A 26746-nucleotide genomic window follows, 5' to 3' on the forward strand; every position below is an offset into this window, starting at 1 on the left:
GTGCACGCTGGCTTTTTCTTTCTTGCCAAGGTAAGCCTTTGATAGGAGAATCGATTCAGCCCATGCATACATCAAGGACGATATGAAGCCACTCGGCATCAAGGCTAAAGTCGCGCTCGCTACCAGCATTACCTCGGTCCTGATGATCGGCCTGGTCACGCTGGTACAAACCCAACGCATGCAGGAAGACTACACGCGGGTGCTGTTCACGCAGCAGACGGCACTGGTCAACCGCGCCGCGCAGGAGCTGGACGACAAGCTGACCATGCTGCTCGATATCATCGCGCTGTCGGCACGCAACCAGCCCGCCGACCTCAGCACATCCGAAGACAAGCTGCGCGACTACTATCAAAACCGCGCCGTGCTGTCGCTGTTCGATGACTTGCTGGTGATGAACCCGCAGGGCAAGGTGATTTCCGATTTGCCGCTGGTGCCGGGCCGGGTCGGCATCGACGCCTCCGACCGCGCTTATTTCAAAACCGTGATGCGCACCCGCAAACCGCTGATCACGGAACCGCTGATCGGCCGCGCCAACAAGCAGCCCATCGTGCAGATGGTGGCGCCGGTGCTGAACGACAAAGGCGAAGTGGTATGCGTGCTGATCGGCGTGCTGCGCCTGTACAAGGACAATCTGCTGGGCCACCTGCGTACCGCCAAGGTCGGCCGCACAGGCTACTACTTTGCGCTGACGCGTGATGAAACGCCGGTGTACGTGCTGCATCCCGACATCAGCCGCCTGCTCAAGCCGCGTGCCGCCAACGCCAATCCGGCCACCACGCGCGCGCTGGAAGAGGGCTTCGAAGGCACGGTGGTCGGCCTCACCAGCGCCGGCCAGCGCGCACTCAACAGCTACAAGCAGCTGAAGTCGGTTGACTGGCTGCTGGCAACTTCCCTGCCCACCGACGAAGCATTTGAGCCATTTGAAGGCGTGCTGCGGCGCGTGCTGATCTGGAGCGGCGTAGCGGCGGTGCTGACCGCGCTGCTGATCAGCGCACTCATCTTGCGCCTGATGGCGCCACTCATCAAGCTGCGCAACGCCATCGTCGCGTTGCGCGCCGATCCGGCCCGCTTTACGCCGCTGCCGGTGCATGCGCGCGACGAGGTCGGCCAGCTGACCTCAGCCTTCAACGATTTGATGCACGAACGGCTGGCGGCTGATGCGCGCCTGCAAAGCCTGGTCGAGTTTGCCCCGAATACGATAGTGGTGGTCGGTGTGGACGGCCGCATTGAAACCTTCAACCGCGAAGGCGAGCGCTGCTTCGGCTACGAGCGCGACGAGGTGCTCGGCCAGCCGCTGGAAATCCTGGTACCGGAACGGCTGCGTGGCGCCCACGCCACCCACCGCCACCGCTTCTTTGCCGACCGCCTGAGCGCCGAGCCGGTACGCATGGGGCAGGGCAAGGTGCTGTATGGCCTGCGCCGCGACGGCAGCGAGTTCCCGGTCGAGGTCAACCTGAGCGCAGTGCGCACTGACCAGGGCACCAAGGTGCTGGCGGTGATTTCCGATATTACCGAACGCCACCGCCTGCGCATCGAGGTGGAAGAGCGCGCCACTGAGCTGGAACGCGAACGCGACCGCGCGCAAGCGGCCAACCGCGCCAAGAGCGATTTCGTGGCCAATATGAGCCATGAAATCCGCACGCCGATGAACGCGGTGCTGGGCATGGTCTACCTGCTTGGCAATACGCAGCTGACTTCACAGCAGCGCAAGTATTTGAACATGGTGCGGGTGTCCGGCCAGTCGCTGCTGGGCATCCTCAATGACGTGCTGGATTTCTCCAAGATTGAGGCGCGCAAGCTGGAGCTGTCGCCGGTTGATTTCGCGCTTAACGATGTGATGGATTCGCTGGCCACCATGATGACCATGAACGCCGGCGACAAGGAACTGGAATTGGCCATCAGCGTCGACGCGGCAATTCCCAACCGCCTGCGCGGCGACTCGATGCGGCTGCAGCAAATCCTGATCAACCTGGCGGGCAATGCCATCAAGTTCACCGAGCAGGGCGAGGTGGTGGTGAGCGTGCAGCTGACCGCGCGCGACGAACAGAGCGCGCTGCTGCGCTTCGAGGTGCGCGACACTGGCATGGGCATGACCGAGGCCCAGCTGGGCCAGCTGTTCAACGCTTTCTCGCAGGGCGACCAGAGCATCACGCGGCGCTTTGGTGGCACCGGGCTGGGCCTGGCCATCACCAAGCGGCTGATCGAACTGATGGGCGGGCAGATTGCCGTCAACAGTCGGCCGGGGCAGGGCTCGACCTTCTGGTACAGCCTGCCGTTTGAGATCCAGGCCGACCAGACCGATGAACGCCGCAAGCCGGCGCTGGGCCAGCTGCGCCTGCTGGTGGCCGACGACAACCGCACCAGCCGCGAGCTGGTGGCGCGCCTGATCCGCGCCTGGGGCTGGCAAGCGGACGAGGTCGATTCGGGCGAGGCCGCGCTGCGGCGCTACCGCCAGAGCATCGAGCACCAGCAGCCGTACGACGTGGTGCTGGCCGACTGGCACATGCCCGGCATGGACGGACTGGCCACGGCCAAGGGCATCCGCGCCGCCGCTAACGGCCGGCCGCAGCCCATCGTGGTGATGCTGAACGCCTTCGCCCGCGACCGCATCGAGGAAATCTCGCACGCGCCGGAGGCGGATGTGGTGCTGGTCAAGCCGATCACCAGCTCCAACCTGTTCGATGCGCTGCACCAGGCGCTGGTGACGCAGGGCGAAGCCGATCCGCAAACCGCCAACGAGCCGGGCATCGTTGGGTCACTGGCCGACATCCATTTCCTGCTGGTGGAAGACAACTTGCTGAATCAGGCGGTAGCGCGCGGCATCCTCGAACATGCGGGCGCCACGCTGGACATTGCCGGTGACGGCCGGCAGGCGGTCGACCTCATGCGCGAGCGCGCCGGCGAATACGACATGGTGCTGATGGATATGCAAATGCCGGTGATGGACGGCTTTACCGCCACCCGCATCCTGCGCGACGAACTCAAACTGGCGCTGCCAATTATCGCCATGACGGCCGGCGTGCTGGAGTCCGAGCGCGAGCGCAGCCGCGATTCCGGCATCACCGACTTTATTCCCAAGCCGATCGAGGTGGATGAAATGCTGGCGGTGTTACGCAAGCACTTGCCGCAGCCGGCCCAGCCAGTCATGCCGCCGGCGATCACGCCGCCCGTGCCAGCGCCGCTGCCGAGCGAGGACGATTTGCTGGCGTCGATGGCTGCGGCCGCTGTGCCGCCTGCTGCTGCACCAGCATCTGTACCAGCGCCGACCCAAGCAGCGGTATTCGCCCCGCGCGAAGCCGTGCCGCTGAGCCCGCCGATCTCAATATCGTCCGCCCCGCCACCCAAGCTGGTCAGCTCGCCGATGCCCACCGGTGAAGCCGCCATCTTCAATATGGACGGCCTGATGCGCGTCATGGGCAAGGACGCCAAAGGCCGCGCCGCCATGTTCAAGATGGTGCGCGGCGCCATCGACGGTGGCATGGAACCGCTCGACCAGGCCGCTCTGGCGCTGCAGGAAGGCCGGCTGCGCGACGCTGCCCGTGCCTTCCACAGCCTGCGCGGCGCGGTCGGCGTGCTGGGCGCCAAGCGCCTGATCCAGGCCACCATGGAGGCAGAAGAGGCCATCCACAGCCAGCGCGACGACGAACTCGACGAGCGCTACCGCACCGTCCGCACCGAGCTGGAACAGACCCTGGCCCAAGCCCGCGCCTGGCTCGAACGCGAGCAATCCTAACTCGTTTTCCCCTCCTTTTTTGGCGTTTCTACAACGCCTGTCCGCGCTCGCCTGCATTTTATAAATCATATTGATAATAATTCGCATTTACGTTACGCGTTTTTATTGTTACAATCTTTCCCAATATTTTTACGTCTCCTTTACAGAAAGAAGCACATGGCAATGATTAAAAGTCGCAAACATGCGCAGACGCGCTTTAACCAACACATGAGCGCAGCGCTGGCTGCCATGCTGCTGCCGGTGGCCGCCCACGCGGCCGAAGCCGCTGCCGCCCCGGACGCCGTGGATGCCGCCAAGCCGCAGACCTTGCAAGAAGTACAAGTGAGCGCCAGCCGCGAGAACGACTTCAAAGCCGAACGTGCTTCTTCCGCCAAGTACACCGAGAAACTGGTCGACACCGCCCAGACCCTGACCGTCATCAAGAAAGAGCTGATCGAACAGCAGGGCGCCGTGACGCTGGCTGAAGCGCTGCGCAACACCCCGGGCGTGGGCGCCTTCTTCCTGGGCGAAAACGGTTCCACCAACACCGGCGACGCCATCTACATGCGCGGTTTCGACGCGTCCGGCAGCATCTACGTGGACGGCGTGCGCGACATCGGCTCGATTGCCCGCGACACCTTCAACATCGAACAAATCGACGTGCTGAAAGGCCCGGCCGGCACCGACAACGGCCGTTCCTCGCCTACCGGCTCAATCAACCTGGTCACCAAGCAGCCCCTGCTGGAAGAAGCCTACCAGGGCTCGGTCACCTTCGGCAGCGGCCAGCAAAAGCGCGCTACCGCCGACCTCAACACCGTGCTGGACGCCGCCAGCGGCAGCGCTTTCCGCCTGAACGTACTGGACCAGGACAGCGGCAACCCGGCGCGCGACGTCATCAAGAACAAGCGCTGGGCCATCGCGCCATCGCTGGCTTACGGCCTGAACGGCACCACCCGGGTCTACCTGGACCTGCTGCACGTTAAGCAAAACAACATCCCTGACGGCGGTGTGCTGACCATCGGCCTGCCAGGCTACACCTCGCCAGACGCTACCCGTCCGTTCCTGACCAACGCGCCGCGCGTCAATCCGAAGAACTTCTACGGTTCCTCGCTGGACCACGACGATGTCAAAGCCGACATGGTCACCCTGAAGATTGAGCACGACTTTACCGGTGGCGCCAAGCTGGTCAACACCAGCCGCTACGGCCGCACCACCGAAAACTACCTGCTGACCTCGTTCATGGCCACCACCGCCAACCTGGTGACCCCGAACGCCGCCGATCCGTCCACCTGGAGCATGAAGCGCACCAACCTGACCTTCAAGGACCAGGTCAACGAAATCGTCGCCAACCAGACCACCCTGACCGCCGATGTCACCACCGGCGCCGTCAAGCACACCCTGGTAGGCGGTATCGAGTTCACCAACGAGAAGCAAAGCAACTACACCTGGGCCGCCACCAATGGCACCAGCCTGCCGCCGACCAGCATCTACAACCCGAATCCGAATGCGGCTGTGAACGTCACCTACGCCCGCAACGGCGCACGCGGCACCGGCACCACCACCACCGAAAGCATCTACCTGTTTGACACCGCCAAGTTCGGCGACAAGTGGATCGTCAACGGCGGCGTGCGCATCGACCATTACAACACCACCTATAACGCGGTCACCGTGCAAGCAGCGGTAGCGGCCGGCCAGGTGCAGACCATCCCGGTCGGCACCCTGCTGGGCACTGCTTTCGACAGCGGCGACAACCTGGTCAACGGCAAACTGTCGGTGGCTTACAAACCAACTGCGGACAGCAGCGTGTACGGCCTGGTGGCCAGCTCGAAAGCGCCTCCTGGCGGCACCACCTTCACCCTGAGCAGCGCCGCCAACAGCGCCGCCAACCCGAACTACGATCCGCAAACCACCACCAACTACGAGCTAGGCACCAAGTGGGATCTGCTGAAACAGAAACTGTCGTTCTCGGCAGCGGCGTTCCGTACCGAAGTGAAAAACGAGATCGAAGTGGATCCGACCAACCCGGCCGTGTACTACCAGAACGGTAAAAAACGCGTGCAAGGTATCGAACTGGGCCTGACCGGCGAGATCCTGCCGAAATGGCTGGTTAGCGCAGGCTACGTGCACCAGAGCACCAGCGTGGAATCAGGCAAGGTGGTGACCGCTCTGGGCGAGAACCAGCTGAGCTACACGCCTAAGCAATCGTTCACCCTGTGGTCGTCGTACACCCTGCCGTTCGGCCTGCAAGTTGGCGGCGGCGCCCGCTTCAGCGACAAGCTGCTGCGTGGCACCGACGGCGCCGTCGGCACCCCGGCTTACGCTGATTCGTACTGGGTATTCGACGCCATGGCGTCGTACCCGATCAACAAGCACGTCGACCTGCGCCTGAACGTCTACAACCTGACCGACAAAGATTACGTGCAAGCGATCAACAAGTCGGGTTATCGTTACACCCCGGGCGCACCGCGTTCGGCCAGCGTAACCGCGAACTTCAAGTTCTAAGCACCGGTCCCCGATTCCGGTATGCTGGCCCCGCCCTCACCGGCGGGGCTTTTTCGTTTAGGAGAGATTGATCATGATGCTGCACATCCCCGGCGTATTAACGCGTGAACAGGTGGCCGAGATGCGCCGCCGGCTGGAGGAATCGCAATGGGTGGACGGGCGCGCGACGGTGGGCACGCAGGGCGCCAAGGTCAAGCAGAACCGCCAGCTGCCGGAAACTTCGCCGCTGGCGCAGGAGCTGGGTCAGATTGTGCTGCAGGCGCTGGGCAACAGCCCGCTGTTCTTCTCGGCCGCGCTGCCGCTGCGCACCATCCCGCCGCTATTCAACTGCTACGCCGGCGGCGAGCACTACGGCGCGCACGTGGATGGCTCGATGCGCCGCATCCCCGGCAGCAACCAGTGGGTGCGCACCGATGTGTCGTCGACCTTGTTTTTAAGCGATCCGGAAGAGTATGACGGCGGCGAGCTGATCGTCACCGACCAGTATGGTGAGCACGAGGTCAAACTGCCGGCCGGCGATTTAATTTTGTACCCGTCGACCAGCATCCACCGGGTGCAGCCGGTGACGCGCGGGGCGCGCATCTGTTCCTTCTTCTGGACCCAGAGCATGGTGCGCGACGATATGCGGCGTGGCATGCTGCTGGAGCTCGATCAAAACATCCAGAGCCTGCGCGCGCGCCTCGGCGACGGCCCGGAAATGGTCGGCCTCACCGGCCACTACCACAACCTGCTGCGGCAATGGAGTGAGGTGTAAAACCTGCGCAACGGTCATCCGCGCGGACGAAGCGCTCCGTTAGCCAGGCGGTGATGGTGTCCAGCGCTGGCGTTGCCAAGGTAGTCTCGATCCGGGCGTATTCTCCCACCGCGCCGGTGATCGCCGGCTGGAACAGGTGATTCAGGCCGGGCAGCTCCTCGACGGTAGCGTCGGGATTGCTGGCCAGGGCCATGCGGATCGCCGCCAGGTTGGCGCTGGCCGCCACCTGCTGGTCGAGCGTACCATTCAATGCCAGCACCGGCACGTGGATGCGGGCCAGTATCGCGCCCGGCTCATAGTTGAGCAGATAATGCATCCAGGCGCTGCGCAGCTGCTGTTCCAGTTGCGCGCACTGCGCCGCGCTCAGGCCCAGCGCTTGCGCCATCTCGGGCGTGAGCCGTTGTTGCACGCGGCGCGCGCGGTCCTCGCCGTCCGCTGTGCTGCGCGCTAGCTGGAACAGGTCGCGCCAGATCACTTCCTGAGACGCGACCTGCGCCGGCGCCACACCCTGCGCCAGTGCCGCCAGACGCCGCTGCGACAGCAGCAGCTGATCGATGCCAACGCCGGGACCAGCCAGCAAAATCACAAACGCCACGCTGGCATTGTCGACGGCCGCTAGCGGCCCCACCATGCCGCCTTCGCTGTGGCCGATGAAGCCGATGGCATGGCGGTCAATCTCGGCGCGCCCCAGCAGATAACCCACCGCAGCGCTGGCGTCGCTCGCAAAATCGGCCGACGTGGCCTGCTCAAAGCTGCCGCTGGAGCCGGCGTAACCACGGTCGTCATAGCGCAGCACAGCAATGCCGCGCCGGGTCAGCGCGTCCGCCAGCACCGCGAAAGGCTTGTGGCCGTACATGGTTTCATCGCGGTCTTGCGGACCAGAGCCGCTAATTAAAATCGCGGCGGCGAAAGGTCCCGCGCCTTGCGGTAGCGTCAGCGTGCCCGCCAGCACCACACCGGCGGCGTCCGGATTGGGAAAGCACAAGTCTTCGGAGCGATACGGGATGGATGGCAGCGGCCATTGCGAGCGGGCCTGTGGCGCGGCCTCAGTGGCGTCGCGCTCAAACTGCACCGTGGCCGGCGCCAGGCCCTGGCGAGTCCACTGACCTTGCAGTTGCCGTCGTTCGCCATCGAGCTTGCCGACGAAGCGCACGCTGGCGGCCGGAATCTCGAAACGCACGCTGTCGCCATCGCGCTCAAAGCGCTCGACCACCAGGCCGAATGCGCCCAAGTCCGGCGAGTCCAGGGTGACGTGGGTGGCGCCCTGGCTGGTCGCAACATGCAAGATCAAGTGCAAGCTGGCGTTGTCGCGCACTAGTAAAGCGCGCCACTGTCCGTCCATGCCCGCGATGCCGGGTTTGGCCGGCGGCAGGCCTGCGCGCAGCGTCAGCGGGAATGCGATGGACTGTTTGAATACACCGACCCAAGCCTGCTGGTCATCCTGCCAGCGACCTTCGTACGATGCACCGATGGCTGGCACCGCGAACGCCAGGCGGTCTGCCGCTGCAGTCACCGCCGCCAGCGGGATTTTCTGGCCGGGCGCCTGGTCGATGCTTTCCAGATCGCCGCTGAGGCTGGCATCCGGACTGCTTCTGATATTCACCAGCAAAGTCAGCTTGCCGGCTGGCGTGGCAAGCTGGCCATGCCAGTTGCCAGACGGCGGCGGTGGCGCTGCAGCGGCCCAAGCCGTCAGCACGCAAGCAGCGAGGATACAAAGTAACCGGCAAAGCGTCATCATCAAAACCTCCGAACAGGTTAAGGATCGTCAAGCGCTACGGTGAAACAGGAAGCTAAGAGGGGCTAACTACGCCGGCCCCAACGCCAGGCCAGGCACAACAGAAATACGCACAGGGCGCTGCCCAGTGCTGCTGCGGCCGCCAGATAGGCCCATGCAATCGGGGCTGCCAGCCAAGCTATAACGTAGCCCAGCCCCCCCAGCAGCAAGCTCCATCCGCAAACGCGGCGCAGCGACTGTTCGACTGCCGGATCGCAGCGCAGATACGCCAGCGGCAGCAGGGCTTTGGGAACTTTGTTGGCGTACCAGATGACCGCACACCCGGTCAGTACGCCAAACAGACGCTGCGTCCATTCAGGGCTGGGTGTGTCTGAACAGTAAAACCTGACCAATGCGGCCATGCCGAGTAGCAGCGCGGCGTAAATCAGCGCGCGGACCAGCTGGGCGGACTTGGGTGAGGGCTGCGTCATGATTTGCCTTTCCTTGTAGGTGGGTCCGGCGCCGCCGGCTCGGCTTGCTTGCGCATGAGTTGTATCCCGAAGACCTCGGCAAAACCCAGCAAGGCCTCCTCCAGTACCGACATCCGCAGACGGTAGGTAATGGTGCGCCCCTGCTTTTCAGCATCGATGAGTCCGGCAGCGATCAGCACCGCGAAGTGCGCCGACATGGTGGGCTTGGAGACGTCGAATTGTTGTGCCAGCTCGCCCGCCCCGATCGGCCCGCGCTGCAGCAGTTGCAGCACCTTGCGCCGGGTCGGATCAGCCAGTGCTTTAAAGATTTCGCTCATGCTTCCATTATTAGCTAATCATCTAACTAATGTCAACGCCTGTTTCAACACCACCCCGGCATTTGTGTACGCGGAATAAAGCGTGACACTTGAGGCCTTTAAAAATCAATAACTTAAGTCATTGAACGGGTAAGAGCCAAAAGAATATAGTTTGACACTGAACTAGTTTGGCCACTTTGACCTCAAAATCTTGCAGTAATAAAGTTTGACACTACAAAATAGTCAACCCCCTTTTCCCGCCGCATATTTCTGGATCGCATCCAGCTGATGCTGGACGGAGTGGTTCTGCGTCGCTCGCGACATGCGGACGTAAGCTGCTGCGGACTGCCTGATCGGCTCATTGTGCGATGATTCAACTTTATCCATACCACCTCCCTCGGCCGCGGTTAAAGGGACCATATTGGTGTCCACTGCATTCCCATCCAATCCGGATGCGGAAGCTACGGACAAATGATTTTGCGTCCTTCTCACATCTTCTGGGATTTAGCAGGTTCTAGATAGCATTATGCGAGTTACGTGCTGATGCTGGCCAGTTAGCATAAAGATCAGCTACTATTTGCTTGAGTTAATTGTTTCGTCACTACTGTTAGGTGTAACTTCTAGCCAGGAGAGCCGAATGGCAGAGATCGATCTCAAAGCAGCAATCAACGCGATTTCTGATGTGGTTCAAAATCGCCCGCGTCCCTTGCGCGAAATGGATCAGATTTACATGAAGACCGGCGACATGGTTCTTCAGAGCGAGATTGTGGCCAAATGGGCTAATGGAAAACGGCTGGCGTTCATCGGTGACGGTGACGCTATCAGCGTCAGCGTCGCGTTCCTCATGCACAGCAAGATTCTGCCGTACGGTCCCTCGAAAATCCAAGTCTTCGACTTCGACGAGCGTATCTGCAATGCAATCAAGCGCTTCGCGGACAGGGAGCGCATTGATAGCCTCGACTCGACCCTTTACAACGTTCTGGAGGCATTTCCAGACGTAAGTGAGTTTGATTGCTTCTACACCAATCCGCCGTGGGGGGCGAGCAACGGTGGGGCGAGCGTCAACGTATTTTCCCAACGGGGGATGGAGGCTGTCGGTAACAAGGGCGAGGGAATGATTGTCATCGCCGATGACCATGAGCTGGCTTGGCCGCAGGTGGTTCTCTCTGAGGTCCAGAAGTTCGCTCTATCATCTGGATTTTTCGTCCAGCGCATGGCCTCGAAGGTTCATCAATATCATTTGGACGACAACCCTACGCTACGCTCATGCAACCTGATGATCAAGTCGTTGCCAGAGCTCACTCCCATCACGAGCTCGGCCCCGATCGACGATCCTGCGAGGCTGGAAAACTTTTACGGCAAGGATCGCAAAATCAAGATTCGCTATGTGCGAGAGAAAAGACGCGTCGATTATGGCAAGGCAAACGAAGATGAGTACCGCTACGAGGAATTCGCTGAGGAGGGCAAATAATGGGTGACATCATTGTGCCGAACCGCGGCATCCTGTTTATGAAAGTGGGAGTCCACGCTCAGGAATCGCTTGAGGACATTATCGAGCGCAAGACAAAGGAAATTAAAGAGGCTGGATTCGCTTTGTGGGGTTACGGCGGCAACACCTGCCATCCGACTACCAAGGTTCAGCCATTTGTCACCGAACGTGAGGGGCGTGGGGAAAAAGTGATCTTGTGCATGAACGAGATGAAGTCCAATCACTTTGCAGATCCCGTACGCGCCGAGTACTACTCGGTAGACGGCGCTGACTGGGAGAAGGTGCCCAAAGAGATTAATGTTTTAGGATCAAGGTATGCCTTAGCGATCAAGGAGCTTCGCCGCGAGAAGCTCGTTCTACCGTTGGGGAAATCAGCAGTAGCGATCGGCAATAGCAAAGGCATGTCTGGACTTAAATATATCAATGGGCGCGTAGACAAGGCGTGCCTGGAGCTGGAGGAAGGGGTCGATATTCCGCCGGCGCCTGACGAGAAATTCGTGCAGATTGATCTAGTCGCTGAGTTGTGCAATCCCTACGCTGTTTTTTTGAAGAACTAGCCTGGATAGGGCACCAGAACGTCAGGAGCGCTCGCTTTGATGTTGTTGATGTAGCTTGCCAGCCCCTCTCGACACGATGGCTCGGAGCTTCCACCAGAGTTGCATCCCAAGGCCATCGTCAAGCTGGTGTCGACTGCCGGCACCGCACATACAGGAGCCTGCACTGCGCCAATCCCAGCGTGATCTATCATCCACAGAATAAGCTGTTCCAGGCATGCCACCTTTCCGTGGACATAGGCACACGGATCCTCGTGATTCAGGGTTGAGATGGCTTTGATAGCACGCTTATCACCTGTCATCATCAAGCCGATACCGCGCGTGTACATCAACGCGCATAGCTGACTTTCTCCAATGTCGAGGTCGACTCCCAACGTAAGGGCGGCGCTTTCGAGCTTGGCAGCTAGTTGCAGTTCCGATGGCGTTGGCTCCACTGCAGCGATCGACTGAATGGCTTCGAGGAAGTGCGCCTTGGCCGCCACTTCTAGATCGCCTTTGAGCTTCCTCTTCAACTTTCCCGTAACCACAAACTGGGCGGCGCCAATCATAGCGGGACTCTCGATTCCGAATGGGGCAGTCAAGAGGAGCTGTTTGAGTAACTGATACGACGCAGTTTTAAGCAAGATATCTGTATCGATTAATGCGCCGCTCATGCTGGTGCTCCCATGACTGCTTTTAGGAAATGGGTGCTCTCATCAGACAGTTTTGTCCAATCCATCTGTTGCATGGCGATCTTGTTGACCACCTCCCATGCTGGGATGGCATTGTCATAAATATGGCCCAGTGCTCCTTGTGCCGTAGGCCACTCTCCGGTGGCGAATCCATAGCACAAGGCCATTGTGCCTGGCTCAATACGCATCTCTGGCCCAGCTGCGAGTACCTGCTTAGCAAGGTCACGGGCGCTACGACCTTGCCCCTGCTTTTCAATCTGAAATTCTGGGTCTCCCGTTAGCAGCTCCAACGCATACTTATCTGCTTCAAGCTCTTCTCCGTCCTGTTCTTGCGGGACACCATCATGGTCCATATCAATCAGCGCGGAGCCAGCAGTCACATGACCACAGGCGATATGGCCGATCTCATGTGCAACGTTAAAAGCAATCGCCGCTGGGTATGTCGAATCTTTTGCCAAGAGGATTGCATGTCGATCCTGGAAACTGGTAGCCATCGCGCTCATGCGCTTTGCCGGCAAAGGAAAAACTCGCAGATGAAGAACCGGCACTCCGACCGCCCATAGCGTAGCGAGGAGCTCTATAAGACCAACGTACTGGTTGTTGCGCAAAATGGACTGCCGGAGTTGCGAGGCGGGCATTCCGACAAGAGGCCTTGCCTGGGCAACAGATTTGACTAGCATTCGCGTGACGGACTTGCCGAATGCCGTAATGGCAGGCTTGTCACGTTCATCGTCCCCTTTAAAGCTTTTGTACTTTGCTGAATCGTCCCAGATGAACTTGGGGAACTGATCGTCCAGCACGGTAACGGGATCCAGACCGAGGTTGCGAGCAAGAGAGAAACGCAACTCAGCTTGAGCAGAAGGCGAAGCATCAGCTGCCTCACTCCACCATTCTGGCCAGGCCGCACGTATGGCAGAGTCTGTCAGCCCAGTAGATTTAGCCAGGCGTATCCGAAATTCATCCGCGTTGTTTGCCAACAGAGCCTCCTTAGGTGCAAAAATACGCCCTCATCAATCCTCGTGCCGACGTTCCTTAATAGTATACGAGCGGGTGCTATTAATCAGCTCTGCCAACAGCGCGGCATGAGGGAGAGTACCGTCCCAAACCTCGCCTATCAACTTGCACAGGTTATTGAGCATTTCGCCCTCATTGCGTGCATTTTTATGCACATCCACACCGAAATATGCACACAGCAGCAACGCATTTTCACCCCGGCTAGTTGCTCCATTTATTAGGAACCTACGAGCAGCATAAAAGTTCACTCCGCTAGCTTTAGAAAGCTCTGTTGGCGTACCGGCGTACGAGGCCAACGCCTCATTCAATTGGGTCCTGGTGTTACTCCATGTCGCTTGCGTTTTGTGCATATTTTTATATAATACCAAATATTATGCACATTTGAGGCCGCTATGTTCGATCCCTTGAACGAGTCAGCAATAGGCCGACAACTATCCCAAGATTCCATTCCTGACATCTTCTGCTGGACGAAGATGGGGACTGAGGCTGGGCAAACGCTTGAGGCCATCCTCAAGCGCAAGGAGTTGGAGCGCATGGCTGGCGGTGGCGTATTTGCATGGGGGATCGGTAGCTCTCTGGGCGGAGGCGTCGCGTTGGCTAGACAGTTGAGTCCAACTGGTAAGGTTGATGTGATTTTCACGCCAATGAAAAGCGCTCCAAAGCAGATCGATGTGGCACCTTCCGAGACAGTTCTTTGGCTCAATTACATTGAGAGCAATGGCTGCGTCGCACCGCTTCCAGAACATCTGCTAATCACCAGCCGCGGAGGCGCCAACAAACGAAGCCACTACGCCCTTTTATGTCATAGCGATCGTAGTCTTAGCGCCAGCGATGTGGATGACTTTATTTACTCCACCTGCGCGCGCAATCTGGCAAGCAGTAACCCGATCGGTGCGTCGCAGGTAACGTCGATGGTTCGGTATGGTGGCAGCGATTGCGTCGTTGCCGGGGAAGCTCCATACAGGGTGGCATTTCGAGCTGCATTACACGGACAGGGATTTCTGAAGTTGGTAAATCCAGTCGTGGTGCAGGGCCCCATCAATGAGCTCTATAACCAGGCATGCGCTGCCGCATCTGCATCTGAATGGGCAACCCTCGCCGCTAAAGTAAGGAAAGCCGCTCGTACTCAGGCTGAGTTAGCGATGGGAGAAGATCTCTTTGCTCTTGAGAGCTAAATCGACATAGCGCAACCCAGATCACACCTGGTTAATGTAGCTTTCTCCCGATTTTATTACCTTAGTTCCAACGGTGGGGACTAGCTCGTGCAAATTGCTAGCAAGTCTAAATTTGGCAAAATCGCCTTATTTGCTGTCCAGCAAATAAGGGCAAATTAGCTAAAATCAACAAGTCTCGGCACGTAGTCTGATGCCCCTGAAAACATGGCTGCGCTCAGGCGGTTGCATTCCGAAATATTGAGTGGTGGCGATGGTCTTGCGACCCTACAAATATAAGGTTCCTAGTCGCGGGACTAGGGGTTCAGAAATAGGTTGAAGACAACTTCCCCGGTGAAGCTCGACAATCGTTGGATTGCGGATTAGCCGCTACCTAATCTAACACTACTTGCCCTTTACGAGCTGACCGCGGCCGGTGCATACGCGGGTCTCATCTGAATTTATAGAGCGGGGAGACTCACACGCACTCCATTCAAAAACAGTTCATTAAGTCGTGCCAGCCTCAAACGCAGCCGGCGCTGCAGCAAGAGCGTCTGCGACTTCATTACGGAAAAAATCGGGATCGACATTCAAGCGCATGACGAGCGAACCAGTGTCGTGCGTTTCGAGGACGATCCGGCAGCAGTAGCGATGCTCTACCGGGACCCGAAGACGGTAAAGTTATTCTACAAGGAACACCATAAGTACGATTGTTTCTCTCAGAACTGGGGGGCGTCTAAGGGCATGGACAACTATAAGAATGTTTGCGTAGTGCTGAATCCTGGCAATGTGAAGGCTTGGAATGCTGCTGGTAGCTTCCGGGACATCAACTCAGAGACGCGCAACAAACTATATGTCGCCTGTTCCCGCGCAAGAGGGAATCTGACGTTCATCTCCGAGTCCCAGCTGAAGAAATTTAAGAGCTCCTGAATAATGCCGCACCTTACTTAACGTACCGGCTTTCAGGTGTAGCTGAGGCATTTATGGCAATGGCACTCGACGGCGGTGAACCTCCGGCTGCCACTCTCGGCATGGGTAATGCCAAATGGTTACTGGATGCCAGGGACAGCTGCACTCAGGTAGTGCCCAGAAGACGCATTCAAGGTTTCGATCAGTAAGCTGTGCCAGTGGTTCGATCTGCCGCGTCGGCGGTATACTATAAATCGGTCGAGGTGGAGCTAAAGTGAAGCCAAGCTTTGCCGATCCGATCAAGGCAATGATCAATGAGGAACCGTCCTTCGGTTATCGCACGGTGGCAGGCCTGCTGGGCTTCAACAAGAACACTGTCCAGTGCATCTTCCAGCTGCGTGGCTGGCAGGTGAAGAAACGGCCAGTCGGTTTCCGTCCACGCGTGCAAGCCTTGCCTTCAGTAGCAAAAGCACCGAACGAGCGCTGGGCGACCGATAAGTGCCGGGTTTGGGCCGGCCGCGATGGCTGGTCTATGCTGGCGTTGGTGATTGATTGCCACACCCGCGAACTTCTAAGCTGGCATCTATCCCGCCTAGGCAAAGCCAAGACGACGGAAGCGGCCCTGAAGCAGGCACTCATTGCCCGCTATGGCACTTTGGGTTGGGTCGAGGCGTCGTTCTTGCTACGATCCGACAATGGTCTGGTTTTCACTAGCCGCAGCTACACTAGGTTAGTTCGCATCTATGGACTAAAGCAGGAGTTCATCACGCCACATTGCCCGGAGCAAAACGGCATGGTCGAACGCGTCATCAGGGGCGTTGAAGGAGCAATGCGTGCACCGTCATCGCCTCGAGAGTTTGCAGCACGCCAGTCGGGTCATAGCCGGCTGGATTGGGTTCTACGATAACCAGCGCCCGCATCAAGCGTTGCGGATGAAAACGCCCGCTGAGGCATTTGCATAAGCGGCTTAAGTTGAGCAGGAAACGCTGAGTCATTACATCGGGATACTGCCGTGCAAACGGGTGACCTTTCAACGCCAAAGTCAGCTCTGGCGCGGCTTTGGAAGGTCTACGGGCGCCATCAGGGTGCTGGAATTTTCCTTGGTCAGAGGTCGCCCATTTGCTTGGGGTGGTAGATCGATTCGCCGAACGGATTAAGCACGTCGGTGCTGATCCCTCCAATCCCATTCACCATGCTGCTGAAGTAAGTACCCTTCAGCATTTCATAGCTATTGGGATTCAATCGTCCAGCGCCAAGAGGTTGCAAAAGCTCATCGATTTGCTGGATGCTGAGCCCGCCGAGCACCCCTGCGTAGATGATCGCTCGTTCAGACGGTGTTCTCTTTTTTCCTGACATTATTTTTCCTTATAAACCGTTTATACGGTTACGTCCGAACCTCGGAGAGGATCAACAAACATTCTCCCTGCGATATTAGCTCAGCCTTTATTTGTTTTACTACAATTTACTGCCGGCCGAGTCATGCGAGATGCGACGCCGATACTTGGAGGGTAAATCAGTAACCGCGTCAGCGCTGTCCTTCCCCTCAGGATGGATAGTCAACAACCGTTTGATAAAAGAGTAGGAGATGCCGACGGGAAGCGGTTCGTTGAGCTTGTCTTCTTGGTACTTCCGGTAAGCCGCCTCACCATGGCTTCGGAAAACTTTATCTGATTCACTTAAATCGAACAACGCGCTGGAGGCGACGCCGACAACCAGTTTGTCCTGCAAAGAATAGGGCATTGGTCTCTTTCTTTTTCATTTCGGCTGGGCGGCAAACGTAAAACCTTTTACGAGGCCGGGTGGAAGGGGGATGGAGCTGAAGTCGATACAATGAAGGGTCAGCATTAGCCAGGCCAAAGTCAACACCAAACTGACTTTGATAGGAGCTCGGCCAACCTGATAGGCTTGCAAAATTAATAGATTGCTGAGCTTCCCTTTTGACTTGCGCCGCAGGCGCTCGGATATGACTGAGTGGACTTTATCTGAGGACGCCGTGAAGAGGTCATGGAAACTCGCATCGTTTGCATCTTGATGTTCACCGAGCTTTTGCTCATATTCCTCCAGCCGACTTTCCCACCATTCCTGCCAGTACTTGGCGCCGCTCGCCATCTGTAACTGATAAATGGAAACAAAGATCCCGGTAAGGCAAATTATCAGCTCAACAACTGGCTTACTTCCTTGATTCTGCAATGCGGCCGCTAACAACACGCCTTGAAAGAGCATAAAGAAGTTGTTTCGCTGGATGAGCTGGTTAATCTCGAAGTTGCGCGTTTCGATGCAGACCTTATAGACAGCCTTCAAAGATTCGTAATTTTGGTCCGGTGTAGTCATGTCGAAGTGACTTTTGATCAAAATCACAATGCTACATCGTTACAAGGTCAGCAACAAGTGTTGACTGATTGATAGTTTCAATGTCTATCTGAATGTCACTGGAACTAAAAATCGGGTTTTCAGGATGTCACCACAAGCGATATAGAACGTTCACATAGAGTACTTAATCAGTAATGGTTACCGCGACTTTTGACCTGATGAAAAAGGGCCGGTTCAAAAACCGGCCCTTTTAGTGACTTATCGCCTAGCGTACGGTGTCAAACTTTATTCCTTGGTGTCACACTTTATTCCTTGGTGTCCGACTTTATTCCGCGTACACAGCATTACCGGGGTGGCTAAACGACTTACTCCACCGTCACCGACTTGGCCAGGTTGCGCGGCTTGTCGACGTCGGTGCCGCGGGCCAGGGCCGAATGGTAGGCCAGCAGCTGCAGCGAGACCACGTGCAGAATCGGCGACAGCAGGCCGTAGTGCTCCGGCAGGCGGATCACGTGCACGCCTTCGCCCGAGGTGATGCGCGAGTCGACGTCGGCAAACACGTACAGCTGGCCGCCGCGCGCGCGCACTTCCTGCATATTCGATTTCAGCTTTTCGATCAAGGTGTCGTTCGGCGCCACCGTGACTACCGGCATTTCTTCCGTCACCAGCGCCAGCGGGCCGTGCTTCAGTTCGCCCGCAGGATAGGCTTCGGCGTGGATGTAGGAAATCTCTTTCAGCTTGAGCGCGCCTTCCAGTGCGATCGGGTAGTGCATGCCGCGGCCGAGGAACAGGGCGTTTTCTTTGCGCGCGAAATCTTCGGCCCAGGCGATGATCTGCGGTTCCAGCGCCAGCACCGCCGAAATCGCCACCGGCAGGTGGCGCATGGCTTTCAGGTGCTCGGCTTCTTCCGCGTCACTCAGGCGGCCGTTGACTTGCGCCAGCGACAGGGTCAGCAGGAACAGCGCGGCCAGCTGGGTGGTGAAGGCCTTGGTCGAGGCCACGCCTACTTCCACGCCGGCGCGGGTGATGTAGGCCAGTTTGCATTCGCGCACCATGGCGCTGGTGGCGACGTTGCAGATGGTCAGGGTGTGTTCCATGCCGAGGCTGCGCGCATGTTTGAGCGCGGCCAGCGTGTCAGCGGTTTCGCCGCTTTGCGAAATGGTCACTACCAGCGTGTTCGGGTTCGGCACGCTGTCGCGGTAGCGGTATTCGGAAGCAATTTCGACGTTGACCGGAATCTTGGCCACCGATTCGATCCAGTACTTGGCGGTCAGGCCCGAGTAGTAGCTGGTGCCGCAGGCCAGGATCAGCACACGGTCGATTTGCTTGAAGACGTTGTAAGCGCCGTCGCCAAACAGCTCCGGCATGACGCCGGTGACGCCTTCCAGCGTATCGCCGATCACGCGCGGCTGCTCGAAGATTTCTTTCTGCATGTAGTGGCGATATGGGCCCAGCTCGGCGGCACCGGTGTGCGCCTGCACGGTTTTCACTTCGCGCTGGACTGGCTTGCCGTTGCTGTCGACCACCCACACGCGGCCCAGTTGCAGGTCGACCACGTCGCCTTCTTCCAGATAGATGATCTGGTCGGTGGTGCCGGCCAGCGCCATGGCGTCGGAAGCGACGAAGTTTTCGCCCTGGCCCAGGCCGACGATCAGCGGTGAGCCTTGGCGTGCGGCCACCACGCGGTGCGGCTCTTCGCGGCTGAACACAGCAATGGCGTAGGCGCCAGCCAGGCGTTTGACGGCGTGCTGCACGGTGTCGAACAGGTCGCCGTTGTACATGTGGTCGACCAGGTGGGCGATCACTTCGGTGTCGGTCTGACTCTGGAACACGTAGCCGAGCGCGGTCAATTCGGCACGCAATTCGTCGTGGTTTTCAATGATGCCGTTGTGCACCAGCGCGATACGCGCCTGCTCGGTCGATGGCGAGAAGTGCGGGTGGGCGTTGTGCGAGGCCGGCGCGCCGTGCGTGGCCCAGCGGGTATGGGCGATGCCGGTGAAGCCTTGCAGATGGGCTTCGTTGATCTGCTTTTCCAGATCAGCGACACGCGAGGTACTGCGCGAGCGCTGCAGCTGGCCATCCACGTGCAGGGCAACGCCGCAGGAGTCGTAGCCGCGATATTCCAGCCGTTTCAGGCCTTCCAGCAGGATAGGAGTGATATTGCGTTGTGCTACTGCGCCGACGATGCCGCACATAGGGAACCTCTTTAATTAAGTTAGGAAGCCATCGTAGAGCAGCACCATTGAAATATGCTTTCTTAATTTAGTCAAATTTGGCATAAAATTTCACCTTACGCACCTTATGAAATATTATTTCTAAAAAGCCCTATGGATGAAATAGATCGTCGCATTCTAAATGCGCTGCAAGTTGATGCATCGCAAACCAATGCTGAATTGGCCGCCGCTGTGCACGTTTCGCCACCAACTTGCTTGCGCCGCGTCAAGCATTTGCGCGACAGCGGGGTGATTCAGCGGCAAGTGGCCATCGTGGCGCCGGAAAAAGTCGGGCCGAGTTTGACGGCGCTTGTGGAAATCTCGCTAGATATCCAGGCCGCTGAGCGCATGACGGAGTTTGAAGCGCTGGTGGCTGCCGAGGCAGCAGTGCTGCAATGCTATCGCGTGGCGCCGGGGCCGGACTTTGTGCTGGTAGTGCAGGTGGCCGACATGCCGGCCTATCACGCATTGGCGCACCGGGTATTCACCAGCCACGCCAATGTGCGCAATGTGAAGGCGTATTTTTCGACTTTCCGCAGCAAGTTCGAGACACGGATCGCTATCTGAAGCAAAGTTATACAAAGCTGTACCAGGCTTATCCCGCCACTTTGCACAGAGTTAGCCACAGGCTTTTCCACAAGCGGTTTTCGCATGGTGGAGAAAACTTCTGCCGGATAACTTATCCCCCAGTTATCCGGTGCCTATCCCAGTGCTTCCCCACAGCTTTATGCACAAGCACCTCGGCAAAGAAATAGTTATCCGCCAATTATTCAACTTTATCCAGCACTTACCCAGCCACTTACTCACAAAGTTATACACATTTGATGAAGTTGCGGGCGCTGGATGGCATATTGGCAGCGATGCAGATACTTCATAGTTGTATGTTTTATTTGCCCACCTCTTATCCCGTGCTTACCCAGAGCTTACACACATATTTATCCACAAAAAAATGGCGCCCGCAGGCGCCATTTCAGTGGAAAACTATTCGCTTACTTTTTGACTTTGACTGGACGAGTCCAGTTTTCGATGGTGACCTGGCGCGGACGCGATACGGTCAGCTTGCCGGCCGGCGCATCCTTGGTCAGCGTGGTGCCGGCGCCCAGGGTCGCGCCCTTGCCGACGGTGACCGGGGCCACCAGCTGGCTGTCGCTGCCGATGAAGGCGTCGTCTTCGATGACGGTGCGGAATTTGTTGGCGCCATCGTAGTTGCAGGTGATGGTGCCGGCGCCGATGTTCACGCGCGAGCCGACGGTGGCGTCGCCGATGTAAGCAAGGTGGTTGGCCTTGCTATGCGCGGCGATCTGGCCGTTTTTGATTTCGACGAAGTTACCCACATGCACGTCTTCCGCCAGCACGGTGCCCGGGCGCAGGCGCGCGTAAGGACCGATGATGGAAGCGTCGCCCACTACGGCTTCTTCGATATGGCAGAACGGCTTGATCTGCGCACCGGCCAGGATGCGGGCGTTGACGATGACGCTGTGCGCGCCGATGTGTACGCCTTCGCCCAGCTCAACCTTGCCTTCAAACACGCAGCCGACGTCGATGGTGACGTCGCGACCGCAGACCAGCTCGCCACGCACGTCGATGCGCGCCGGGTCCAGCAAGGTCACGCCTTGTTCCAGCAAGCGATTAGCAATGTTGCGCTGGTGGATGCGTTCCAGCTCGGCCAGCTGCACTTTGCTGTTGACGCCGGCAACTTCCCACACCGCCGACGGCTGGGCCGACACCACCGGCACGCCATCCGCCACGGCCAGCGCGACGATGTCGGTCAGGTAGTACTCGCCCTGCGCGTTTTCATTCTTGATGGCGGCCAGCCATTGTTTCAGGCGCTGGGTCGGCGCGACCATGATGCCGCTGTTGATTTCCTTGATGGCACGTTCGGCTTCGCTGGCATCTTTTTGCTCGACAATGCGCACTATGTTGCCATTCTCACGGATGATTCGTCCCAAACCGGTAGGATCGTCTTGTTCGACAGTCAAAATGCCCAGTTTGTCGTTGCCGGCGGCATCAACCAGCGCCTTCAGCGAGGCGGTGGTGGTGAGCGGCACGTCGCCGTACAGGATCAGGGTAGGGACGTTGTCGTCCAGTTCTGGCAAGCCCTGCATGACGGCGTGGCCGGTGCCCAGCTGCTGTTCTTGCAGCGCGGTGGCAACCGGCGTCGGCTGCTTGGCCAGCAAGGCCTGGACTGCCGCCCCGCCGTGGCCGTAAATCACGCATAATCGGCTGGCGGACAGGCTGCGGGCAGTATCAAGCACGTGCTGCAACAGCGGCTTGCCCGCCAGTGGATGTAGAACTTTCGGCAGTGCGGATTGCATGCGTTTGCCCATGCCGGCGGCGAGGATCACGACGTTCATAAAGGTGCCAGATAAAAGAGTGTATAAATGTCAAAGTCTAACATGCCCCTGACCGGCCGCCGCACGCTGCACGGCCTGCTTTTAATCACGTTGCTGGCGCTGCTGGCCGCCTGCAGTTCCCTGCGGCTGGCCTACAACCATGGCGACACGGTGTTGTATTGGTGGATCGACGGCTACGTCGATTTGAACAGCGAGCAAAAAGTCTGGGTCAAGAAAGATATCGACGAGCTGTTCCGCTGGCACCGCAAGACCCAGCTGCATGATTACGTGCAAATCCTGCAAACCGCGCAACGCCAGCTGGCTGCGGGCCCTTCCGCCGCCGACCTGCAAAACGATTACGACGACATCAAGAACCGCACCCAGCTGCTGCTATTCAAGGCCTTGCCGGAGCTGGCCGACCTGGCGCGCTCGCTGCAGCCGGACCAGCTCGCTGCGCTGGAGCGCAAGTTCGCCGCCAACAATGCCGAGTTCCGCAAAAAGAATATGAAGGGCGACAAGGAAGCGCAGCAAAAGTTCCGCTATCAAAAGTCGATGGAGCAGTTCGAGCTGTGGTTCGGCAATTTCACGAGCGAACAGGAAGCGCTGATCCGCAAGGCCTCCGACGCGCGGCCGCTGGACAACGAGCTGTGGCTGGACGAACGCCAGCGGCGCCAGAAAATGATCCTGGCGGCAGCGCGCAAGGTGCAGCACGACAAGCTAAACAAGGATGCCACCATGGCGCTGCTGCACACCTTGATCAAGGACAGCTTCGATCGCATGGAGCAACAATCTGAGCGCAAAGCCTTTTTCGATGCGGCCGAGGCGGCGAATATGCAGCTGATCCTGACCGTGATCCAGCTCGCTACGCCGGCGCAGAAAGCCCACGCCCACAAACGCATGCAAGGCTGGATCGACGACTTCAACGCATTGACCGCCGAGCAGCGCTAATCACCGCTGTGATATGATTCTCCTTTGAATCAATGACTTAGAACATCGTCACATGCCGAAGAAGCCCGCCAGCAAGCCCGCAAAACCTGCCAAAGTCCCGGTCCACGGTCCCCAGCACGCCAATCAGGTGCGCATTATTGGCGGCCAGTGGAAGCGTACGCCGCTGCCGGTGCTGAGCGCGCTGGGCTTGCGCCCGACCCCGGACCGCGTGCGCGAGACGGCGTTCAACTGGATTAATCACCAGCGCGACGGCTACTGGGCCAACGCGCAAGTGCTGGACTTGTTTGCCGGCAGCGGCGCACTCGGTTTCGAAGCCGCCAGCCGTGGCGCACAATCCGTCATCATGATCGACAGCAATACTCAGGTCACGCGCCAGCTGGATGAGATCAAGACTAAACTGAAAGCCGACAACGTCACCATCACGCGCGCCGACGCGCTGGCGGCGGCGCAATCGGCGGCCTTGCGCGGCCAGAAATTCGACCTGGTTTTCCTCGATCCGCCGTACCAGCAAACCTTTTTGGAGCGCGCGCTGCCGCTGTGCAGCAAACTGCTGAAAGAGGGCGGTCTGGTGTATGCTGAATCAGGATTGTCGCTGGAGTTTGCCGAAGGCGAAGCGCCGGAATGGATGGCAAACTGGGAAATTATCCGGGCTGACAAAGCCGGAATGGTGTTCTATCATTTATTAAAATATAAAGCCTAATTGCAGTTAAAACAGCACCAATTGCGGGCAAATGGCTTTTTTGAGGCATAATGCGCGTTCTATATTGGTGCACTGCAGGGAGCCGCAATGGTAGTAGCTGTTTATCCGGGAACTTTCGATCCGCTGACCCGTGGTCACGAGGACTTGGTGCGTCGCGCCTCGGGCCTGTTTGACACGCTGGTGGTTGGCGTCGCCGATAGCAAGAACAAGAAACCGTTCTTCTCGCTGGATGAACGGCTGGAAATTGCCAATGAAGTGCTGGGCCACTACCCGAATGTGCGGGTCGAAAGCTTCTCCGGCCTGTTGAAAGACTTTGTGCGCGAACATGATGCGCGCGTGATCGTACGCGGCCTGCGCGCCGTGTCTGACTTTGAGTACGAGTTCCAGATGGCGGGTATGAACCGCTACCTGTTGCCGGACGTCGAAACCATGTTCCTGACGCCGTCCGACCAGTATCAATTCATCTCCGGCACCATCGTGCGCGAAATCGCCATGCTGGGCGGGGATGTGTCCAAGTTTGTATTCCCATCGGTCGACCGCTGGCTGCAAAAGAAGATTGCTTCCACCAAGACCGAATAAGTAAGCGAGTTCTGTCATGGCCTTAATGATTACCGACGACTGCATCAATTGCGACGTGTGCGAGCCCGAGTGCCCGAACGACGCGATCTACATGGGCGCGGAAATTTACGAAATCAATCCGGACAAATGCACCGAGTGCGTCGGCCACTTCGACGAGCCGCAGTGCCAGCAAGTGTGCCCGGTCAGCTGCATTCCGTTCCATCCCGAGCACCGCGAAACCAAGGACCAGCTGTTCGCCAAGTTCGAACTGCTGCAGGCCACCAAGGCCTGAGAAGCCAAAACACGCGAAAAAGCATGACCGTGCGGCCAAATGCGCCGTTGTGCCTCCACGGTGGTATAGTCCGATCACATACCACTCCGGAGACATTCATGAACCGTAGAACTACCCTGCGTACCCTAGTGGCCGCCGCCCTGCTGGCTGCCCTGCCGGCCTTTGCCAACACCGAAGTGGCAGGCGTCAAATTCGACGACAGCATCACCCTGGCCGGCCAGCCGCTCAAGCTGAACGGCGCCGGTGTGCGCACCAAAGTCATCTTCAAAGTCTACGCAGCCGGTCTCTACCTGAGCGAAAAGAAAACCACTGTGCCAGATGTGCTGGCCGTCGCTGGCCCGCGCCGCGTGGCCATCACCATGCTGCGCGAAGTCAGTTCGGACGATTTCGGCAAGGCCTTCATGGACGGCCTGAACGCCAATACCGACAAGAACGAGCGCAGCAAGATCCTGCCGCAAATCATGAAGTTCGGTGAAGTGTTCGCGCAGACGCCGGCTCTGAAAAAAGGCGACCAGCTGTCGTTGGACTGGACTCCGGGCGAGGGCACGCAGTGCTATCTGAATGGGAAAAAACTGGGGGAGTTGATGCCGGACCAGGCGTTCTACAACGCCGTGCTGCGTATTTGGCTGGGTGATAAGCCGGTCGACAGTTCCTTGAAGCCGGCCCTGCTTGGCGAGAAATGATGCGAGGTTGATGGTGCAGCGCGGCAGTGACTGCCGCGCTTAAATTTTAGGCACGCGAGGCCATGGCGCGCAGTTCGGCGGCGTGGCTAGGGTCGCACTCGCTGCGGTTCAACATACGCTTGAGCAGCATGCTGTCGCGCATCTGGCGGCGCTGCAGGCGTTCCTCTTTGCTCAACTTTGGCTTAACCACCAGCACCGCAGCGCGTGCGCAACCGCGCAACAGCGGCTGAAACAGCACCAGCAAACCGCCGCTCACAGCGATAACCAGCGCCAGCTTGATCGCGGCGAACAATGAAAAATCTTGCATTAAAGAAATTGCGGTGGACATAGTTTAAGCGGAGCTTTAGAATCTGACGTAACTATAGTGCGGCGCAACATAAGTATCCAATTTTCTTTCTCCATAACAATTATGCGTTTGGTGAATGGACTGTGCTATCGTTATTTCTCCAACATCCTCACCTCTGAGCCGCTATGAGCTTCCTGACGCTGGACCTGAACTTGCTGCGCGTTTTCGACGCCGTGATGACAGAGCAAAATCTGACACGCGCCGCCGGCCACCTGGCCATGACCCAGCCTGCTGTTTCCAACGCCATCAAGCGCTTGCGCGAAAGTCTCGGGGATGAACTGCTGATCCGCACCGCTTACGGCGTCAAGCCGACCCCGCGCGCCGAATCGCTGTGGCCGTCCGTACGCAGCGCGCTGGCCAGCCTGGAAGCGGCAGTGGCGCCGGAAACTTTCGACGTCTCGGCCGCCCACGCCACCTTCCGGATGGCAATGGCCGATGCGACCGCCGCCATGTGGCTGCCGTCACTGATGCGCTCGATCGAGAGCGAAGCGCCGGGCGTCAACGTGCGCATGGTGCCGCTGACCACGCGCGAACCGCGTCCGATGCTGCTGCGCGGCGATATCGATCTGGCGGTGGGTTTCTTTCCCGGCGTGGCGGCGCAGCTGTCCTACGAGACCGGTTCGCCGATCCGTCACGAGCGCTTGTACTCAGGTAAATATGTGTGCGTGATGCGGCGCGATCATCCGCTGTCCAAGGTCGAGCTGACGTTGGACAACTACTGCGAAGCCAACCATTTACTGGTGAGCTTCTCCGGCCGCGCCCACGGCTTGGTCGACGAAGCGCTGGCCCAGTTACAGCGCGAACGACGCATTTTGCTGACAGTGAACCAGTTCTTTACGGCCGGCCGCGTGGTGGCCAACTCGGATTTGATTACCGTGCTGCCGCGCCACTTGATCGCTGCGACCGGCATGAATGACGCGCTGCTGCACAAAGAATTGCCGTTCCAGCTGCCGGCGGTCCACCTGGACATGCTGTGGCACGAACGCGATGCGCGCAGCCCGGCTCACAAGTGGCTGCGCATGCATCTCGAAAAAATGAACAGCGTCACCCAGAGCCGGGTCAACAATCCGCCGACGCCGCCGGCCTCGTCCCGCTAACTCGTCACG

At 58.6% G+C, this 26746-nt stretch carries 26 protein-coding genes; 15 read left to right on the forward strand and 11 right to left on the reverse strand.

The window, feature by feature from the left end; all coding sequences use genetic code 11:
• Positions 1-82 precede the first annotated feature (82 nt).
• The 3 genes from GTP46_RS09455 to GTP46_RS09465 all read left to right on the forward strand — a co-directional run bounded on the left by GTP46_RS09455 (position 83) and on the right by GTP46_RS09465 (position 6968).
• On the forward strand, positions 83-3733 hold the full coding sequence (locus tag GTP46_RS09455; RefSeq protein WP_161006383.1) for a response regulator: 3651 nt from the start codon (positions 83-85) through the stop codon (positions 3731-3733).
• Between the two features lie 156 nt (positions 3734-3889).
• Positions 3890-6214, forward strand: coding sequence for a catecholate siderophore receptor Fiu (locus tag GTP46_RS09460; protein WP_161006384.1), 2325 nt, complete (start codon positions 3890-3892; stop codon positions 6212-6214).
• Positions 6215-6287: 73 nt separating this feature from the next.
• A complete protein-coding gene (locus tag GTP46_RS09465) occupies positions 6288-6968 on the forward strand; it encodes a Fe2+-dependent dioxygenase (RefSeq protein ID WP_161006385.1) in 681 nt (226 codons plus the stop codon).
• Here the strand turns inward: GTP46_RS09465 and GTP46_RS09470 are convergent.
• The 3 genes from GTP46_RS09470 to GTP46_RS09480 all read right to left on the reverse strand — a co-directional run bounded on the left by GTP46_RS09470 (position 6922) and on the right by GTP46_RS09480 (position 9490).
• Positions 6922-8706, reverse strand: a complete 1785-nt coding sequence (locus GTP46_RS09470; RefSeq protein WP_161006386.1) for an alpha/beta hydrolase family protein — start codon at positions 8704-8706, stop codon at positions 6922-6924. The genes GTP46_RS09465 and GTP46_RS09470 overlap by 47 nt on opposite strands.
• A 62-nt stretch (positions 8707-8768) precedes the next feature.
• The gene (locus GTP46_RS09475; protein WP_161006387.1) at positions 8769-9173 is read right to left on the reverse strand and encodes a hypothetical protein; all 405 of its coding nucleotides are present in this window, start codon (positions 9171-9173) and stop codon (positions 8769-8771) included.
• Positions 9170-9490, reverse strand: a complete 321-nt coding sequence (locus GTP46_RS09480) for a metalloregulator ArsR/SmtB family transcription factor (protein WP_161006388.1) — start codon at positions 9488-9490, stop codon at positions 9170-9172. The genes GTP46_RS09475 and GTP46_RS09480 overlap by 4 nt, the downstream gene beginning before the upstream one ends.
• A gap of 616 nt (positions 9491-10106) precedes the next feature.
• On the opposite strand from GTP46_RS09480, the gene GTP46_RS09485 reads away from it, so the two are divergent.
• Together GTP46_RS09485 and GTP46_RS09490 are read left to right on the forward strand one after the other, a co-directional pair.
• A complete protein-coding gene (locus GTP46_RS09485; protein WP_161006389.1) occupies positions 10107-10940 on the forward strand; it encodes a bis-aminopropyl spermidine synthase family protein in 834 nt (277 codons plus the stop codon).
• Positions 10940-11515, forward strand: a complete 576-nt coding sequence (locus GTP46_RS09490; protein WP_161006390.1) for a hypothetical protein — start codon at positions 10940-10942, stop codon at positions 11513-11515. The genes GTP46_RS09485 and GTP46_RS09490 overlap by 1 nt, the downstream gene beginning before the upstream one ends.
• Here the strand turns inward: GTP46_RS09490 and GTP46_RS09495 are convergent.
• Positions 11512-12165, reverse strand: coding sequence for a hypothetical protein (locus tag GTP46_RS09495; protein ID WP_161006391.1), 654 nt, complete (start codon positions 12163-12165; stop codon positions 11512-11514). The genes GTP46_RS09490 and GTP46_RS09495 overlap by 4 nt on opposite strands.
• Positions 12162-13160 (reverse strand): phage exclusion protein Lit family protein, encoded by a 999-nt coding sequence (locus GTP46_RS09500; RefSeq protein WP_161006392.1) that lies wholly within the window; start codon positions 13158-13160, stop codon positions 12162-12164. The genes GTP46_RS09495 and GTP46_RS09500 overlap by 4 nt, the downstream gene beginning before the upstream one ends.
• 429 nt (positions 13161-13589) lie before the next feature.
• Between GTP46_RS09500 and GTP46_RS09505 the strand changes: the two genes are divergently transcribed.
• The 3 genes from GTP46_RS09505 (at position 13590) to GTP46_RS29720 (ending at position 16219) form a co-directional block, all read left to right on the forward strand.
• Entirely contained in the window at positions 13590-14372 is a 783-nt protein-coding gene (locus tag GTP46_RS09505) for a hypothetical protein (protein WP_161006393.1), read from the forward strand.
• Positions 14373-15531: 1159 nt separating this feature from the next.
• Positions 15532-16164 carry a DDE-type integrase/transposase/recombinase gene (locus tag GTP46_RS09515; RefSeq protein WP_371869607.1) on the forward strand — a complete coding sequence of 211 codons (633 nt, stop codon included), beginning with the start codon at positions 15532-15534 and terminating at the stop codon, positions 16162-16164.
• On the forward strand, positions 16115-16219 hold the full coding sequence (locus tag GTP46_RS29720; RefSeq protein ID WP_229258871.1) for an integrase core domain-containing protein: 105 nt from the start codon (positions 16115-16117) through the stop codon (positions 16217-16219). Before GTP46_RS09515 ends, GTP46_RS29720 begins: the two co-directional genes overlap by 50 nt.
• A gap of 142 nt (positions 16220-16361) precedes the next feature.
• On the opposite strand, the gene GTP46_RS09520 is transcribed toward GTP46_RS29720, so the two are convergent.
• The 4 genes from GTP46_RS09520 to glmS form a co-directional block, all read right to left on the reverse strand.
• Positions 16362-16613: a hypothetical protein gene (locus tag GTP46_RS09520; RefSeq protein WP_161006394.1), complete on the reverse strand. Its 252-nt coding sequence runs from the start codon at positions 16611-16613 to the stop codon at positions 16362-16364.
• A 99-nt stretch (positions 16614-16712) separates the two neighbouring features.
• The gene (locus tag GTP46_RS09525) at positions 16713-16997 is read right to left on the reverse strand and encodes a 5'-nucleotidase (RefSeq protein WP_161006395.1); all 285 of its coding nucleotides are present in this window, start codon (positions 16995-16997) and stop codon (positions 16713-16715) included.
• 15 nt (positions 16998-17012) lie between these two features.
• The gene (locus GTP46_RS09530) at positions 17013-17588 is read right to left on the reverse strand and encodes a RipA family octameric membrane protein (RefSeq protein ID WP_161006396.1); all 576 of its coding nucleotides are present in this window, start codon (positions 17586-17588) and stop codon (positions 17013-17015) included.
• A gap of 344 nt (positions 17589-17932) precedes the next feature.
• Complete coding sequence (gene glmS, locus GTP46_RS09535; RefSeq protein ID WP_161006397.1) at positions 17933-19762, reverse strand: glutamine--fructose-6-phosphate transaminase (isomerizing); 1830 nt, start codon at positions 19760-19762, stop codon at positions 17933-17935.
• A gap of 132 nt (positions 19763-19894) precedes the next feature.
• Here glmS and GTP46_RS09540 point away from each other — a divergent pair, with 132 nt between their 5' ends.
• On the forward strand, positions 19895-20347 hold the full coding sequence (locus GTP46_RS09540; RefSeq protein ID WP_161006398.1) for an Lrp/AsnC family transcriptional regulator: 453 nt from the start codon (positions 19895-19897) through the stop codon (positions 20345-20347).
• A gap of 422 nt (positions 20348-20769) precedes the next feature.
• Here GTP46_RS09540 and glmU read toward each other — a convergent pair whose 3' ends face one another.
• Positions 20770-22134: a bifunctional UDP-N-acetylglucosamine diphosphorylase/glucosamine-1-phosphate N-acetyltransferase GlmU gene (gene glmU, locus GTP46_RS09545; RefSeq protein ID WP_161006399.1), complete on the reverse strand. Its 1365-nt coding sequence runs from the start codon at positions 22132-22134 to the stop codon at positions 20770-20772.
• A 27-nt stretch (positions 22135-22161) separates the two neighbouring features.
• On the opposite strand from glmU, the gene GTP46_RS09550 reads away from it, so the two are divergent.
• The 5 genes from GTP46_RS09550 to GTP46_RS09570 all read left to right on the forward strand — a co-directional run bounded on the left by GTP46_RS09550 (position 22162) and on the right by GTP46_RS09570 (position 25294).
• Complete coding sequence (locus tag GTP46_RS09550) at positions 22162-23061, forward strand: DUF6279 family lipoprotein (protein WP_229258872.1); 900 nt, start codon at positions 22162-22164, stop codon at positions 23059-23061.
• Between the two features lie 52 nt (positions 23062-23113).
• Positions 23114-23761: a 16S rRNA (guanine(966)-N(2))-methyltransferase RsmD gene (rsmD, locus tag GTP46_RS09555; protein WP_161006400.1), complete on the forward strand. Its 648-nt coding sequence runs from the start codon at positions 23114-23116 to the stop codon at positions 23759-23761.
• Between the two features lie 87 nt (positions 23762-23848).
• On the forward strand, positions 23849-24340 hold the full coding sequence (gene coaD, locus GTP46_RS09560; RefSeq protein ID WP_161006401.1) for a pantetheine-phosphate adenylyltransferase: 492 nt from the start codon (positions 23849-23851) through the stop codon (positions 24338-24340).
• A 16-nt stretch (positions 24341-24356) separates the two neighbouring features.
• On the forward strand, positions 24357-24611 hold the full coding sequence (locus tag GTP46_RS09565) for a YfhL family 4Fe-4S dicluster ferredoxin (RefSeq protein ID WP_161006402.1): 255 nt from the start codon (positions 24357-24359) through the stop codon (positions 24609-24611).
• Positions 24612-24709: 98 nt separating this feature from the next.
• Positions 24710-25294, forward strand: a complete 585-nt coding sequence (locus GTP46_RS09570) for a chalcone isomerase family protein (protein WP_161006403.1) — start codon at positions 24710-24712, stop codon at positions 25292-25294.
• A gap of 46 nt (positions 25295-25340) precedes the next feature.
• On the opposite strand, the gene GTP46_RS09575 is transcribed toward GTP46_RS09570, so the two are convergent.
• Positions 25341-25601 (reverse strand): hypothetical protein, encoded by a 261-nt coding sequence (locus tag GTP46_RS09575; protein WP_229258873.1) that lies wholly within the window; start codon positions 25599-25601, stop codon positions 25341-25343.
• Between the two features lie 164 nt (positions 25602-25765).
• Between GTP46_RS09575 and GTP46_RS09580 the strand changes: the two genes are divergently transcribed.
• A complete protein-coding gene (locus tag GTP46_RS09580; RefSeq protein WP_161006405.1) occupies positions 25766-26737 on the forward strand; it encodes a LysR family transcriptional regulator in 972 nt (323 codons plus the stop codon).
• Positions 26738-26746 lie beyond the last annotated feature (9 nt).

This window comes from Duganella flavida, assembly GCF_009857445.1.
Classification (GTDB): domain Bacteria; phylum Pseudomonadota; class Gammaproteobacteria; order Burkholderiales; family Burkholderiaceae_D; genus Rugamonas; species Rugamonas flavida.